Raw genomic sequence first — 15,520 nt, 5'->3', positions numbered from 1 at the left:
GCAAATGCCAAGTATCGAGCCTGGCCAATGTTCCCTTTCAGGGGTAGAGCGGTCGGACGTCTCCTGGAACATCGAATGCCCGGTGACGAGCACCGCCGCCGCTCTGGACATCAACACCGAGCGACTCAGATCAGCCTTACGCAGCCGCCGCCCTGCCAACGCTCAATACAACCTCACCGCCGAATCGAAATGCCAGGTGCGGCGGATCTCGACCACGTCGAAGTCTTGCAGCAGCGCCGGTGAAAAAGCCGGGTAGTTCTCCTGACTCCGCACGACGCGGCGGATGGCGTCGTCCAAGGCTGGCACGCCGCTGGAGCGCACGAAGGTGATGGCCTCCACCGAGCCGTTGCTGCGCACGGCCACGGTGACGATGGGGTCCGTGTGGGGTTGCGCGGCGACGGCGCGCACCAGCTCGAAGGTGGGGTTGAGCTGGATCTTGCGGGCCCACAGCTCGCCGTATTGGGTCAGCTCGGCGTTGGCGTCGACGCGGCTGTAGAGCCGGCCGCGCCGCGCGGGTGCCCAGTCCGGGCGCTGGCGCTCCGCGTCACGTGCGGAGCGCTGGGCGTCGCGTTGGGCGGCCTCCTCGTCGAGCTGGCGGCCGATGGCGCGCCGCCGGGCCTCGCGCTGATCGTTCTCGGCCTGCGCCTGGGCCGCCGCGAGCCGGGCCGCTTCCAACCGCAAGCCCTCCTGCCGCAGCACCGCCTGACGCGCCGCCTCGCGGCGCTCGGCATCCAGGCGGGCCGCCTCGGCCTGCGCCACCCGGGCCTGCTCGGCAGCCTGCGCGGCGGCCTGTGCAGCCTGTTGTCGCGCCGCCTCCTGCGATGCGGCGGCCTGCCGGGCCTGCTCTTGCAGGGCCAGCGCCTGGCGCGCCTGTTCCTGCCGCGCTTGCTCCTGTCTCTGCGCCTCCTGCCGCTCGGCGGCCTCGCGCAGGGCCTGCAGCTGGCCGGCGCGCTGCTGCGCTTCCTGGCGCCCGCGGTCGAGCTGGGCCAGCTCGGCGCTGCGGTCGACATCGGCCCGGGGGCGCAGCGTGTCGCTGGCGCGGCGCAAGGACTGCAGCGCCGGCGCCGACGCGGCCGACAGCGTGGCGACGGCGGCCGCCTGCGCGAGCGACTGGCGGCCGCTCTCGACCTGGGCCAGCGCGTCAGCACGATCGCGTTCGGTGCGCAGGCGCAGCGATTCGCCCGGCCGCCGCAAGGCCTCCACGGCCGGCGCTGACGCGGCCTCCAGCGTCGCCACCGGCGCGGCCGAGGCCATCGATTCGCGCGCGCGGTCGAGCTCGGCCAGGTCGCGCGCGGGCGCCGCTGCGCGCGGGGCGACAGCCTCGGCGGTGGGGCGCAGGCGCTCGACCACCGGTGCCGACGCACCAGGCAAGGCGGCCAGCGTGGCCGGCACGGGCGCCGAGGCCGCCGGCACGGCCCATTCGGCCACGGGGCGCTCCACGGTGATGAGCGGCGGCCCGCCGGCAGCGGCGGGCTCGGGGGGCGCGTCGTCCACCGGGGCATGCGCTTGCACCACGGCTGCGGCCGGTTCACCAGGCAGCGGCGGCGCCTCGGGCTGCGCTGCCGGCTGCAGCACCACCTGCAGGTCGGGCGTGGCGGCCGGCACGGCCTGCCACGGCAGGCTCAGGCCCGGCAGATGCAGGCCATAGGCGCCGAAGGTGACGCTCAACACCAGCGCATGCGCCGCGAGCGACAGCAACAGCGCGACCGGCAGGCGCGGGCTGCGCGCGTGCAGGGGCGTGGCCGTCACCAGCACGCGGCGGCCCTGGCTGTGTTCATGCTCACTCGCGCGCGGCTCATGCCGCCATTGTCCGTGGCGGCTGATGGCGCGGCGGCGGACGGCAGGCGCCGAAACGCGCCGCTGACCCGCCGGGGCGAAAACTCAGTCAAGACCCAAACCCGTGTCACGCCAGCAAGGCAGGTCGTCACCGTCAAACCAGCCCGCCGGGCGCACGACCGTGGCCGTGAGCCCGGCGCCTGCCGAGGCGGTGCGTGGGTTCAGCGCCTTGTCGATGACGTCCACGAGCGCGCGCAGGTGAGCCTGGCGCGTGAAGTCGCCACGCGACGCCGCCGGGCCGAGCGTGCGCTGCAACTCGCGCAGCTCGGCGCGCACGCCGGGCTCGCTCTCGTCGAGCCGCATCGGGTCGGGCACGGCGATGCGCTCGGCCAGCGTGTCCACATAGTGGCGCTGCAGGCCGCGCCTCCAGCTCGGGATGGCGGCGTCGCTGCCCAGCTCGGGGAACACGCCCCGGCGCAGGTCGCCGAACAGATCGGTCAGCCGGTAGGCACGCGCGCCGAGGCGGTTCTCCTGCGCCATCAGGCGCTGCGTGCGCGCCGGTGCCAGTAGATAACGCAGCAGAGCACGCTGGTTCATGGTCTGCGGCAGCGTGGCCTCGACCGGGCCCAGGCGCTGCGTGATGGTGGTGTCCAGCAGCCAGGTCGGCGGGGCCAGCATCTGCTCGGCCAGGAAGCGCATGGCCTTGGCCTGCCGCTCACGCGGCACCGGTTGGGCAATGGCGCCGGGCTGGTCGTTATGGCGGTTCTGCACCTCGTAGCCGCCGACGATGGCGATGACGTGCGACATCTCCCGCGCCCACTGCAGCCAGGTGCCCTGGTACAGCCGCGCGAGCAGCTGGTCGTCGCCGCCGTCCTGCGGCACGGCGCCGGGCAGCATCTTCATCACGCGCTGCAGGTTGCGCATGCCCAGGCCGGAGGCGGCCACGGCGTCGGCGTCACCCACGGCCTCGGCGTTCTGGCCCACGTCGCCGCCTTCGGCGCGCGGTGCGCTGAAGCGCAGCCAGGGCTTGCTCTCCTGCTCGCGGGCCCACAGGTTGAGCTGCGCGCGCTCGTCCTGCGGCGTCTTGGCCTCGGGGATGGGCGTGTAGCCCCAGCGCAGCGCGAAGACGTCGTACGGCCCGATGCGCGGGATGAGCAGCGCCGGGTCCACGCCGTCCTCGGGCTGCGCGACGTAGTTGAAGCGGCTGTAGTCCATCAGCGAAGGCGTGTGCCCCATGGTCTTGAGCCATTGCGGGTCACGCAGCTTCTCCACCGGGTACAGCGAGCTGGCCTTCATGTTGTGCGGGAAGCCCAGCGAATGCCCCACCTCGTGCGAGACGACGAAGGCCACCAGCTCGCCCACCAGGTCATCGGGTAGCGGCAGCTTGCGGGCGCGCGGGTCCAGCGGGCCGACCTGGGTCAGATACCAGTCCTGCTGCAACTGCAGGATGTTGTGGAACAGCACGACGTCGGCGTTCAGGATCTCGCCGCTGCGCGGGTCGGCCAGGTGCGGGCCATAGGCGTTGGCCACCGGCGACGGCACCCAGCGGACGATGTTGTAGCGCACGTCCTCGGGGTCGAACTCGGGGTCCTGCTCCGGCGTCGGGTAGGGCCTCGCCTGCACGGCGTTCTTGAAGCCGGCGGCCTCAAAGGCCGCGTTCCAGGCCTCCACGCCCTTGATGACATAGGGCACCAGCGCCGTCGGCGTGGCCTTGTCGACATACCAGACGATGGGCTTGACCGGCTCGCTCAGCGCGGCCTCGGGCTCCTTCTTCTCCAGCCGCCAGCGCGTGATGAGGCGCTCGGGGCGCGCTTCCTGCAGCCCCGCGCCGAAGTCCACGCGGCCGATGCTCAGGAAGCCCACGCGGTCGTCGAACAGCCTCGGCATCATGGGCCGCTCGGGCAGCTGCACGATGTTGTAGGCGATGTTGAGCGACACGCTGCGCGACGGCTGCATCGGCGCCGCGACCGGCAGGCCCGGCATGGCGGCGATCAGCGGCTGGGGCGAGACCGTGTAGGTCTGCACGGCATCCACCCGCAGGCTGCCGGCAAAGGCCTTGGTCTTCTCGACATAGCTGCGGCTGGCGTCCAGCCCGCCGCGCACCATGGTGCGGGCAGAAAAGTCGCCGATCTCCGAGCTGAACAGCCGCGACACCTCGATGACCGGCGCACCGCTCTTGCTGAAGGCCTCCACGGGGAAGACGGCCAGGATGGCATCGCGCTGCGACTGGCCGACGGCGTCGGCCAGCACGTTGCCGGGCGCCGTCACGGCGGCGTGCGTCACCAGCTGCAGCAGCACGCGGTTCTGGTGCAGCACGAAGCGCAGCACGTCCTGGTTGAGCATCAGCCCGGCATGCTGCAGCCCGGCCGGCACCGCCGTGGCGGTGGCCACCATCAGCAGCGGCTGCTCCAGCATGGCCTTGGGGATCTCGAAGTACAGCTTGTTCTTGATGTTGTGCACCGTGAACAGCCCGGCCTGCGTGCGGGCCTCGGCGGTGATGACCTTGTCGTAGGGCTTGGGCTCGCTGGCGTCCGGCGGGGTCAGGGGTGACCGCACCGACCCGGCGGGGCCGGAGGCTGCAGCGGCGGCCTGGGGTGCCGAAGCCGGCATGGCGGGCGGCGTTTGCGCCAGCACCGGGCCAGCCGCGATGGCCAGCACGAGCGGCGGCCACCGGAGCCAGCTGCGGATCTCGTTGTTCAAATCGAATCTCCCGTGGTTGGGCGCGCATTGCGTCGCGCGTCGCGATGTTAGGGAGGTCGGCGCCCTGCGCCGCACGGGCGCCTGATCGTTTGCAGGACGACACCCCCTTTGAGGGGGAAATTCACCAGGCCTTGAACCGGCCCGTCACGTGCAGCAGGCCCATGAACTGCAGCCATCCGTCGTAGTAGCGCCACCGCCCGCCCGGCGGCGCCAGCGCCCAGAGGTCCTCGACGAAGCGCCGCGCCAGCGCCTCGTCCACCAGCAGTGCAGCCACGGCATTGCTGGCCATCAGGCCCTTGGAAGGCTCGTCCGTCAACGGCCGTCCGTCCAGCGTGTAGAGGTGCGGGTAGGGCTGCATCTGCTGCCCGGCGAAAAAGCGCAGCAGCCGCTGGCTCAGCCCGGCGGCGGCCGGGTTGCGGCCCCACCAGGCCTGGTCGACGCTCCAGTTCACCGCCGTGCGGAAGGCGTCGTAGCGAAAGTCCTCATGCCCCTCGTGCGCGTGCGGGCGGCCGTCGAACCCGGCGTAATCGGGCGTGAGCCCGGTGCGCGGATGCGCGGCCTTGCTGAAGTAGGCGCGGCTGATCTCGGCAATCTCGCGCCAACGCTGCCGGTCGGCCGCACGGGCGGCGCGCCGCGACCAGAGCTCGTAGAAGGCCGGCAGGTGGTAGGACGGGTCGGTGAACCCGGCGGCATCGCCCACCGGCACGAAGACGACCTGGCCGTGCTCGGGCGAGAACATGGGCCGCACGCCGCTGGCACCGTCCACCGACGGCTGGTGCAGCATGGCCGCGAGCAAGACCTGGGCCTGGGTGTCGTAGTCATACAGGCCCGCGCGGCTGCCCCAGCGCGATGCGGCCATCAGCAGCGCGGTGGCGAAGTAGGCCTCGCCGTCGGACGCGGGCACCGTGTCCTTGTCGCAACCACTGGGAAGGCACTGCCAGCGGAAGTAGCCGGCGCGCGGCCCCGTGGCGTAGCGCATGTGCGTGGCGGCCCAGTTCCACAGCGCGTCGAACTCGGCCTGACGGCCCATCTGCACGGCCACCATCATGGCGTAGGACATGCCTTCGCTGCGCACATCGCCGTTGCCCACATCCAGCACATAGGACGCCGGGCCATCGGCCGTCGGTGCGCCGGCATGCACCACGCGATGCTCGGCATCGCCGTCGAACAGGGACTGCCAGTAATCGGCCAGCTTGCGGTCGATGTCGGCCTCGCTGATGTCGGGGCGCAGCTCGCGCAACAGGTTGCGGTAGCGGCCGGTGGGCGCCGCCGCCGTATCCGGCGCGGCACGGGTGACAGGCTCGATCACCAGCTTCTGCAGCACGACGTTGTCGTCCAGCCGCCAGACGCTGAGCACATGGCGGCCAGGCGCCACGCCGGCTTCGCGCGCGACGAGACGGGCCTGGTTGGCGATGACGGCCCGCGCCCAGGCGGCCTCCTCCGGCCGCCGCTCAGGCCCGGCCGTGGGCTGCAACGACAGGCGCAGCACCTGCGGCGGCCGGTCGTCCAGCCCCACCGCCACGCGCAGGCCGCCGCCACCCCCCGTGGCCAGCGTCGGCACCAGGTGCAGGCCGATGTCGATGTCGCCGCCCTGCGGCAGGTCGAGGTCATACACCAGCCGCACGCCATCGGCCAGCGTGGTGGCCGGCTGCCCCTGCGGCAGCGCCAGCACGGCGCCCTCCCCTTGGCCGAGGTGCGGGATGGCAGCCCACGTCAGCCCCCGGCCGTTCACGGCCCGGCTGAACTGCGGGGCCGGCAGCGTGACGGCAGCGTCGACGGACGTCATCGCACCACGCGCCAGCTGCTGCAACACCGTGGCCGCGTCCGGCGCCGGCCCCGGCACACGCTGCAGCGCCGGCATCACGTTGCGCTCGGGCTGCTGCCAGCCGGTGTAGCCGATGTGGGTCTGCAGCATCATGCCGCGCCACTTGCCGCCGGCGATGGCGTGGTATTGGTCGGTCAGCGCCTGGTCGCGGGCGAACGCAGCCTCGGCGCGGTCGGCGAAGACATTCGCCCGCACGTCCCCGGCAGCGGCCAGCCGCCGGTTCCAGGCCACGGCTTCGTACAGCCGGTACAGCGTGGCCAGCGCCAGCACCGGGTGTTCGACGAGCTGGAAATAGGCATCCAGTTGCTCGGGCTTCAACGCGGCTTTGACCTTCGCGACCCGCGCCACCAGCGCGTCCCACTCGGCCACGCGCAGGCCGAACTCGCCGCCGCGCAGCAGGCCCGGCTGCGCCTCACCGAGGGCGAAGCTGCGCTCGTCCAGCAGCTCGGGCTTGCGCCGCGCGGCGTACTGGCTGTAGCGCGTGAGGATGGCGCCGATCTCGGCCGCCTGCGGCGGGCCGAAGGTGGCCGCCGCCCAGTTCGCCGGGTAGGCCGCCAGCGCTGCCGGCGTCATGCGCTCGGGTGCCCAGGCCATGTCGAGGAAGAAGCTGATCGGGAACTCCATCGGCTTGATGTCGCCGACGTTGACGATCCACAGCGCATCGGCACCGTGGCGGTGCGCCAGGTCCATCTGCTGCCAGGTCTTCTCGATCTGGTTGGTGTTGAGCCACTTGTAGTTGCGCGGGCCGCCGACGTAGTCGAAGTGGTAGTACACGCCATAGCCACCGGGGCGCTTGGCCCCTGGCTCTGGCAGCCGGCGGATCTGGCCCCAGTTGTCGTCGCAGAACAGCAGCAGCACGTCGTCGGGCACCTTCAGCCCCAAGTCGTAGTAGTCCTGCACTTCCTTGTAGAGCGCCCACATCTGCGGCGTCTGCTCGGCGGGGCGGCCGGTGACGTCGGCAATGATCTGGCGCTGGTCGTTGACGATGCCTTGCAGCAGCGCGGTGGCCGTGCTGTCGCTCATGGGCTCGTCACCATCGCCGCGCATGCCCACGGTGATGAGGGTGTCGAAGGCGCTGCCGTCCGGCCGGCCCATGTTGCGCTCGATGCCGCCGCGCCAGAACTCGCGCAGCTGGGCGGCGTTCTTCGTGTAGTCCCACGCTCCGCCCTTGAAGCGCCGCCACTCGTCGTGCGCCCGCGTCATCGGCTCGTGGTGCGACGTGCCCATGACGACGCCCATCTCATCGGCCAGCACCCGGGCCGCCGGGTCGTCGGCGTTGAAGGCGCGCGGCGGCCACATCGCCGGCCACAGGTAATTGCCCTTGTGCCGCAGCAGCAACTCGAAGACATGGGCATACAGGCCCGCGTTGGCGCCCCCGAACTTCGCCTGGGCCCAGGTGCTGAAGGCCGGCGCCTCGTCATTGATGAAGATGCCGCGGTACTTCACCCCGGGCTGGTCCGTGCGTGCACCGGAGGTCACGAACACGTCGGCCCGCCGCTGCACCGGCACGTCGGCCCACCAATGCCAGGGGCTCACGCCGATGCGCGCAGACAGGTCGTAAGTGCCGAACACGGCGCCGCGCCGGTCCGCGCCGACGATCACCAAGGCGCGCTCCACGCCGTCGAACGGCCGCTCAACGACGATCTGCCGGAACGCCTCCCAGCGGCCGCGCAAGTCCGCCGCCGGCAGCCGCCCGCGGGTCACCAGGCTGTCCAGCAGCGCGCTGCGCCCCAGCTGCGCGATGAGCACCAGCTCGCGCGGCGCCGCCTCGACGCCCCGCAACAGCACCGCGGGCCGGCCCGCCACGCGCTGCAGATCGGCCACGAAGCTGCGGCCGGCATGCTGCAGCGCCGGATCGGCGCCGTCCTCGACGACGACGGCCGCCGGCTGCCCCGCACGCACGAGGCCCAGGCTGCCGGGCGCGTCCCGCAGGCAGACGGCCACCGGGGCGTCGCAGGCCGCTGCGGCCGACACGAAGAACGCCAGGCCCAGCACGAGCCCCCGCAAGGCCACGCGCGCCACCAACGGCCACCGCACGCTTCCGGCATCTGAACCCATGGTCACCACATTGATGGTTGCGCAATCAGCGCGAGTGTATGGACAGCGCATTCATGCCGGCGCCCTGGTAAACCACCATGCGTGCACAGACAGCGCCGATGGCTGATAGCGATACCATCAACACCATCACCCAGCCTTCCTCAGCCGCGCTGCCGCCGTTGCCGCACCAGCCCCATGAAGCCCACGCCACGCCGCGCCGTCCACACCGCCCAAGCCCGGCGCGACCGGGCACGTTGAACATGCTGACGACGGCCAGCCTGATGAAAGCCGGCAGCGACAGCGGCCAGGCCCAGCTCAAGCGCGGCAATCGCAGGGCCTTGATCCGCCAGCTGCGCCTGCGCCCCGGCTTGTGCCGCGCGGAGCTGGCCGCCGCGCTGGGCCTGACCAAATCCACCGTCAGTGCGCTAACGCGAGAGCTGATCGACGAGGGCTGGCTGGTGGCGCGAGACGTCGTCGCGACCGGCGACCTCGGCCGCCGCCCGACGCCGCTGTTCGTCGACCCCGACCGGCTGCTGCTACTGGGCGCCGAGGTGGGCCTGGGCGTCGTGCGTGTCGTGCTGACCTCGCTGACGGGCGACCTGCGCGCCAGCCACGCGGCCGGCTACGACAGCGGCCGTGGCGCGAGCGCCTGCGTCGAGACGCTGGCCGGGCTGCTGGTGGACGCCGCCGATACGCTGGGCGAGGCGCAACGCATCATCGGTGTGGGTGTGGGCCTGCCCGGCGGCGTGGACGCGGCCAGCGGCCGGCTCATCTACGCCCACCACCTGGGTTGGCACGACCTGCCCTTCGCCACGCTGCTGCGTACGGCGCTGCGGGGGACGGCGCTTGCCGGCGTGCCGGTCTTCATCCAGAACGATGCCGATGCCGCCGCGCTGGGCGAGGCCGAATTCAATCCGTCGCCCGGGGCCGATCCGCTGATCTTTGCGCTGGTCGGCCTGGGCGTGGGCGCGGGTGTCGTCGTGGGCGGCCGCCTGCTGACCGGCGCCCGCGGCCTGGCCGGCGAGGTGGGGCACATGGTGCTGCAAGGGGCGGCCGGGCCGCGATGCTCCTGCGGGCGCCAGGGCTGCGTCGAGGCGTTCATCGGCGCGCAAGCCGTGCTGCACGCGGCTGGCCAGGCGATCGCAGTGCCCACGCTTTCGGGCGCGCTGGCCGCGCTGCAGCGCCGCGTGGCGGCTGGCGACGGGCAGGCCACCCAGGCCGTGGCCAGCGCCGGCCGGTACCTGGGTGTGGTGCTGCAGAACCTGGCGGCCGCCTACGACCCCGCCTGCATCGTGCTGGGCGGCCCGGTCATCGAACTGGGTGACGCCCTGCTGGCACCGGCCATGGCCGTGCTGCAGAGCCGCCCCCGAACCGAGCCCCTGGCCGGCCCGCAGCTGCGGGTGTCGCGCTTCGGGGCCGATGCCATCGCCATGGGCGCCGCTGCCGGCGCCGGGGCCAGCCACAGGCTCACGCAGCCGTCGGCGGCTTGACGGGCGTCAGTCTTTCCAGGCCTCGGCGATCCAAGGCACCGGCAGCACATAACGGCGCAGATGCCGCCAGCGCTTCTCGTCGACGCGCGGCCCGCTGAACAGCGCCATCAGATGCTGCAGCCGTGTGCGATACGGCGGGACGTTCTTGTTCCAGCAGCCCATCAGCACATCGTCGGGGTTGGGCCCGCCGGGGAAGGTGACGATGAGCGCGTCCTTGGGGCAATGCGCCGTCACGAAGTAGTTCAGCGGGAACGCGGGCATGCAGTGCAGGCGGAAGTGGCGCGTCCAGCTTTCGGGCCAGAACTTGATGCCACCCGTCACACTCGCCGTCACGTAATGCTGCTCGAAGCCGTACTTGTCGGCCACGCCCTGCGGGTCGGCGCGAAAGTTCTTCAGCAGATGGGCGTTGGCACCCACCTTGAAACGAAACACCGAGGTCTGGCCCAGACGCGCCAGCGGCCGCGCCCAGTTGCGCGCACAGATGACATCGTCCTCGTTGCCGAACTCGAAATAGGGGTCCAGCGACCCGACGATCACCGAGTCCAGGTCGATGAACAGCGCCACGCCTTCCAGGCCCGGCACGGTCTCGCCCCACAGCACCTGCTTGCGCCATTTGCCCGCCGTGCGCTCGGGGTGCGGCACGCCGAGCTCCGGCAGGTCGAAGCATTCCACTTCGGCCCGGATGCCGGCGCGGTCATCGGTCAGGCAGACCACGCGGAACGGCCCCGTGATGTGCCGCGACACCATGCCGTAGAGGCGGTTGACGTACTCGGGGCCGTAGCCCGTGCCCCATTTGACGCAGACGATTTGCTTCATGCGCGCTCTCTGTTGTTCCCTTCGAGCGCCACCGCGTCTCGTGTCTTGAATTCAACCGCAACCGGCCTGCCGGGCATGGCGAAAAACGCCCTTGCCCGGCGCTGTGCCGGCGGTTGGAATCATCCGGATCGACAGGATTTTGCAGGGCTCATCTGAACGCATGCCGCCGTCACCGGATGCCGGCGGCAGTATCCCACGCGGGCATGCCGCGCGTGCGGCCGCGGCTTTTTCAGACGCCGGCCGCCGCCACGCTCAGGTCACCGGCGCCGGGTTGAACAGCACGAGTGCGTTGTGCAGCTTCCAGTGCTCGGCCCAGGTCTTGCGGCGGCCGCTGGCCACGTCCAGCAGCAGGCGGAACATCGCCCAGCCCGTCTCCTCGATGGTGGCTTCGCCGTCGGCGATGAGGCCGGCGTTGACGTCCATCAGGTCGTGCCAGCGGCGGGCCAGGTCCGTGCGGGTGGCGACCTTCACGACCGGGCATTCGGCCAGGCCGTAGGGCGTGCCGCGGCCCGTGGTGAAGATGTGCAGGTTCATGCCGGCGGCCAGCTGCAGCGTGCCGCAGATGAAGTCGCTGGCGGGCGTGGCCGCGTAGACGAGGCCACGCTGGTCGCGCCGCAGCTTGTCGCCGGGCGACAGCACGTGGCTGATGGCCGAGCTGCCGCTCTTGATGATGGAGCCCATCGCCTTCTCGGCGATGTTGGACAGGCCGCCGGCCTTGTTGCCGGGCGTCGTGTTGGCGGCACGGTCGACGCGGCCGCGGTCGAGGTAGCGGTCGTACCAGCCCAGCTCGCGGATGATCGCGTCGGCCACTTCCGAGCTGGCGGCACGGCTGGTGAGCTGCTCCACGGCGTCGCGCACCTCGGTGTTCTCGCTGAACATGATGGTGGCGCCGGCCCGCACCAGCAGGTCGGCGCAGAAGCCCACGGCCGGGTTGGCCGTCACGCCCGAGAACGCGTCACTGCCGCCGCACTGCACGCCGACGACCAGCTCGCTCGCCGGCACGGTCTCGCGCTTGCGGGCGTTCAGGCGTTCGAGGTGGGGCTTGGCGGTCTGCAGGATGTCGTCGAGCATGGACATGAAGCCCACGTGCGCGTCGTCCTGCAGGCAGACGGTCTCGGGGCCGGCCTCGGCGCCCCGCTCGTCAACAATAGGGAAGCTGCCCGGCGGCAGCAGCCGGCTGGGCTGCAGCTTCTCGCAGCCCAGGCTGACCACCATGACCTCGCCGCCGAAGTTGGGATTCAGCGAGATGTTCTTGAGCGTGCGGATGGGAATGACGGCATCGGGCGCGTCGATGGCCACGCCGCAGCCGTAGCTGTGCTCCAGGCCGATGACGTCGTCGACGTTGGGGTAGAGCGGCAGCAGCTCGGCCTTGATGCGCGCCACGGCTTGCGCGACGACGCCGGCCACGCACTGCACCGTGGTCGTGATGGCCAGGATGTTGCGCGTGCCGACCGAGCCGTCCTTGTTGCGGTAGCCCTCGAAGGTGTAGCCGGTCAGCGGGTCGGCCTCGGGCGGCCTGACCGTCGCGATGGGCAGCCCTTCGAGTTCACGTGCGGCCGGCATCTGCAGCAGCCGCTCGTGCACCCAGCTGCCGGCGGGAATGGGCTTGAGCGCGTAGCCGATGGGCACCGCATAGCGCAGCACCACGGCGCCCTCGGGGATGTCCACCAGCGCAACCTTGTGCCCCTGGGGCACCTTCTCCCGCAGCACGAGGCCCGCGCCGGGCACGCCGGCTGGCAGCAGCGTGCCTTCCGGCAATCCGCCATCGTTGGCGACGATGGCGACGTTGTCCTCGGCACGCATGCGGATGGTCAGCGGGGGACGGGGGGAAACAGCAGTCATAACCGGCGTGGCTGTAGCTAAAGTGCGAAATGGGCTTGTTGTACGTCGTCTAGTTGTCGTACAACTTACATCACTTTAGATCGCTCGCCCACTTCAAAACCCCGGGAAAACCCGCGCATGCACGCTCCTGTCACCCGCCGCCGGCCACGCACGTTGGCTCTCGAACTGGTCGATTCGCTCGGAGACCGCATCCGCGCGGGCCAGTTGCGGGCGGGCGACAAGCTGCCCACCGAGGCAGCCATCATGGCGGAGTTCGACGTCAGCCGCACCGTCGTGCGCGAGGCCATCTCCAAGCTGCAGGCCGCGTCGCTGGTGGAAACGCGCCACGGCATCGGCACCTTCGTCATCGGCCCGGGCGACGGCCCGTCGTTCAAGATCACGCCGGAGCAGTTCAGCACGCTGCAGGACGTGATCGCCGTGCTGGAGCTGCGCATCGGCCTGGAGACCGAAGCCGCTGGCCTGGCCGCGCTGCGCCGCAGCGACGAGAACCTGGCCGCGCTGCGGCGCACGCTGGACGCCGTCATCGCCGCCGTGGAGAACGGCGAGGACTCGGTCGCCGCCGACTTCCAGTTCCACCTGGAGATCGCCCGCGCCACGCAGAACAGCCATTTCACCGAGCTGATGAACACGCTGGGCGCCCAGATCATCCCGCGGGCGCGCCTGGAGAGCGCCGAGCCCGCCGCGCTGAGCGCCGAGCGGCTGGCCTATATGCGACGCGTGAATGCCGAACACGAAAGCATCCTGGACGCCATCGCGAGCCAGGATGCCGAATCGGCGCGCGCCGCCATGCGCACGCACCTGAGCAACAGCCGCGAACGCCGCCGCCGCGCGCAGGCCGAGGCGGGCTGAGCCGGGGCGGCGCCCCCTCGCCGGCGCCGAGACCGCGCTCACCTGGGGCATGCCATCGCCAGCCCCAAGCCTTCCGGGTTTCCCCCAAGTCGCTCCGATTTGACGACAGTTGTACGATGACCTACAACTAGTCTCGAGAACCCACTCGGCCATCGAGTCCCCTCACGCAACACTCACGGAGACCTGTCCATGTCGCCCCAAGAACTCAAAGCCGTCCTCGAGTCCGGCCTGCTGTCCTTCCCCCTGACCGATTTCGACGCGCAACTCAACTTCGCGCCCAAAGCCTACGCAGACCGCCTGGAATGGCTGCAGCCTTACGGCGCCTCGGCGCTGTTCGCCGCCGGCGGCACGGGCGAGTTCTTCTCGCTGGAGCCGGGCGAATACAGCGACGTCATCAAGGTCGCCCTGGACACCTGCCGTGGCCGCACGCCCATCCTCGCCGGCGCCGGTGGCGGCACGCGCGTCGCCATCCAGTACGCGCAAGAGGCCGAGCGCCTGGGCGCCCAAGGCATCCTGCTGCTGCCGCACTACCTGACCGAAGCCAGCCAGGAAGGCCTGATCGCCCACGTCGAGGCCGTCTGCAAGAGCGTCAAGTTCGGCGTGGTCGTCTACAACCGCGGCGCCTGCAAGCTGACGCCCGCCTCGCTGCAAGTGCTGGCCGACCGCTGCCCCAACCTGATCGGCTTCAAGGACGGCCTGGGCGACATCGAGAAGTTCGTCGCCATCCGCCAGACGCTGGGCGAGCGCTTCGCCTACCTGGGCGGCCTGCCGACGGCTGAGGTGTTCGCCGGTGCCTACAAGGCCATGGGCTGCCCGGTGTACTCGTCCGCCGTCTTCAACTTCATCCCGAAGACCGCGATGGAGTTCTACAACGCGCACGCCGCCAACGACACCGCGACGACCGATCGCCTGATCCGCGACTTCTTCCTGCCCTACATCGCCATCCGCAACAAGGCCGAAGGCTATGCCGTGTCGATCGTGAAGGCAGGCGCCACGCTGGTGGGCCACAGCGCAGGCCCGGTGCGCCCGCCGCTGTCGGACCTGCTGCCGGCAGAGGTCGATCAACTCGGCGCGCTGCTCGCCAAGCTGGGACCGCAATAACGTAACGCCCTGACCGCCCGGCTCGTCGTCTACATAAAACCAGGAGACATCGATGAAACGACTGCTGACCTCCCTGCTGCTGGGCCTTGCCGCCAGCGGCGCCGTGATGGCTCAAGCCTGGCCCACGGCCAAGCCCGTGTCCTTGCTCGTGCCCTTCCCGCCCGGCGGCTCCAGCGACGCCATCGCGCGCACGCTGGGCGCCAAGCTGCAGGAGTCGCTGGGCGGCAGTTTCGTCGTCGACAACCGGGGCGGCGCCGGCGGCACCATCGGCACGGCAGCGGCCAAGCGCTCGGCGCCGGATGGCTACACCGTGCTCGTCACGTCGCTGGGGCCGCTGGTCATCGGCCCGCACCTGCTGAAGAACGTCGGCTACGACCCCACCAAGGAGCTGGACTACATCACCGTCGCCGTGCAGGCGCCCAACGTGCTGGTGGTGCCGGCCGCGTCGCCGCACAAGACGCTGGCCGACGTGCTGACGCTGCTGAAAGCCGAACCCGGCAAGATGAGCTTCGCGTCCAGCGGCAATGGCTCGAGCGACCACATCACCGCCGAGCTCTTCTGGCAGCAGACGGGCACCAGCGGCATGCACATCCCCTACAAGGGCGGCGGCCCGGTCATGACCGACCTGCTGGGCAACCAGGTGGACGCCAGCTTCATGAACATCAACACCGCATTGCCGCAGATCAAGGCCGGCAAGCTGCGAGCGCTGGGCATCACAAGTGCCAAGCGCTCGCCGGTGTTGCCCGACGTGCCGACGACCGACGAACTCGGCATCAAGGGCTTGCAGGTCTACTCCTGGCAAGGCGTGGCGGCGCCGAAAGGCCTGCCCGCCGACATCAAGGCCAAGCTGCACGGCGCCATCGTCGCCGCGCTCAATGCGCCGGACGTGAAACCCAAGCTGCTGGAACAAGGCTTCGAGATCGTGGCCAACACGCCCCAGCAGTTCACCAGCTTCCAGGCCGCCGAGTTCGACCGCTGGAAGAAGGTCATCACCGATCGCAAGATCACCGCTGACTGAATGAACCCACCCCCTACCGGCTTCGCCGGCCCCCTCAAGGGGGCGCACCCGATGGACTGGCGAAGC

General features: G+C 70.8%; 9 protein-coding genes. 4 read left to right on the top strand and 5 right to left on the bottom strand.

What is annotated here, in order from left to right; all coding sequences use genetic code 11:
* Nucleotides 1–162 precede the first annotated feature (162 nt).
* The 3 genes from ACG00X_RS13995 to ACG00X_RS13985 form a co-directional block, all read right to left on the bottom strand.
* Entirely contained in the window at nucleotides 163–1,755 is a 1,593-nt protein-coding gene (locus ACG00X_RS13995) for a TonB C-terminal domain-containing protein (protein WP_394488805.1), read from the bottom strand.
* Nucleotides 1,756–1,881: 126 nt separating this feature from the next.
* Complete coding sequence (locus tag ACG00X_RS13990) at nucleotides 1,882–4,476, bottom strand: zinc-dependent metalloprotease (RefSeq protein ID WP_394488804.1); 2,595 nt, start codon at nucleotides 4,474–4,476, stop codon at nucleotides 1,882–1,884.
* A gap of 121 nt (nucleotides 4,477–4,597) precedes the next feature.
* Nucleotides 4,598–8,359 carry a glycosyl hydrolase family 8 gene (locus tag ACG00X_RS13985; protein ID WP_394488803.1) on the bottom strand — a complete coding sequence of 1,254 codons (3,762 nt, stop codon included), beginning with the start codon at nucleotides 8,357–8,359 and terminating at the stop codon, nucleotides 4,598–4,600.
* 98 nt (nucleotides 8,360–8,457) lie between these two features.
* On the opposite strand from ACG00X_RS13985, the gene ACG00X_RS13980 reads away from it, so the two are divergent.
* Nucleotides 8,458–9,828: an ROK family transcriptional regulator gene (locus tag ACG00X_RS13980; RefSeq protein ID WP_394488802.1), complete on the top strand. Its 1,371-nt coding sequence runs from the start codon at nucleotides 8,458–8,460 to the stop codon at nucleotides 9,826–9,828.
* 6 nt (nucleotides 9,829–9,834) lie between these two features.
* Here the strand turns inward: ACG00X_RS13980 and ACG00X_RS13975 are convergent, their stop codons facing one another.
* Nucleotides 9,835–10,644, bottom strand: coding sequence for a glycosyl transferase (locus tag ACG00X_RS13975; protein ID WP_394488801.1), 810 nt, complete (start codon nucleotides 10,642–10,644; stop codon nucleotides 9,835–9,837).
* A gap of 252 nt (nucleotides 10,645–10,896) precedes the next feature.
* Nucleotides 10,897–12,447, bottom strand: coding sequence for a galactarate dehydratase (gene garD / locus ACG00X_RS13970; protein WP_394488800.1), 1,551 nt, complete (start codon nucleotides 12,445–12,447; stop codon nucleotides 10,897–10,899).
* Between the two features lie 156 nt (nucleotides 12,448–12,603).
* Between garD and ACG00X_RS13965 the strand changes: the two genes are divergently transcribed.
* From ACG00X_RS13965 to ACG00X_RS13955, 3 genes are all read left to right on the top strand, one after another.
* Nucleotides 12,604–13,335 carry a FadR/GntR family transcriptional regulator gene (locus tag ACG00X_RS13965; RefSeq protein WP_394488799.1) on the top strand — a complete coding sequence of 244 codons (732 nt, stop codon included), beginning with the start codon at nucleotides 12,604–12,606 and terminating at the stop codon, nucleotides 13,333–13,335.
* A 189-nt stretch (nucleotides 13,336–13,524) separates the two neighbouring features.
* Nucleotides 13,525–14,436 carry a 5-dehydro-4-deoxyglucarate dehydratase gene (gene kdgD, locus ACG00X_RS13960; RefSeq protein ID WP_394488798.1) on the top strand — a complete coding sequence of 304 codons (912 nt, stop codon included), beginning with the start codon at nucleotides 13,525–13,527 and terminating at the stop codon, nucleotides 14,434–14,436.
* Between the two features lie 52 nt (nucleotides 14,437–14,488).
* Nucleotides 14,489–15,454: a Bug family tripartite tricarboxylate transporter substrate binding protein gene (locus ACG00X_RS13955; protein WP_394488797.1), complete on the top strand. Its 966-nt coding sequence runs from the start codon at nucleotides 14,489–14,491 to the stop codon at nucleotides 15,452–15,454.
* The last annotated feature ends 66 nt before the right edge of the window (nucleotides 15,455–15,520 follow it).

The sequence above is a fragment of the Pelomonas nitida genome (genome assembly GCF_043555975.1).
In the GTDB taxonomy this organism is placed as follows: domain Bacteria; phylum Pseudomonadota; class Gammaproteobacteria; order Burkholderiales; family Burkholderiaceae_C; genus Pelomonas; species Pelomonas nitida.
This window is presented reverse-complemented; position numbering and strand designations above follow the sequence as displayed.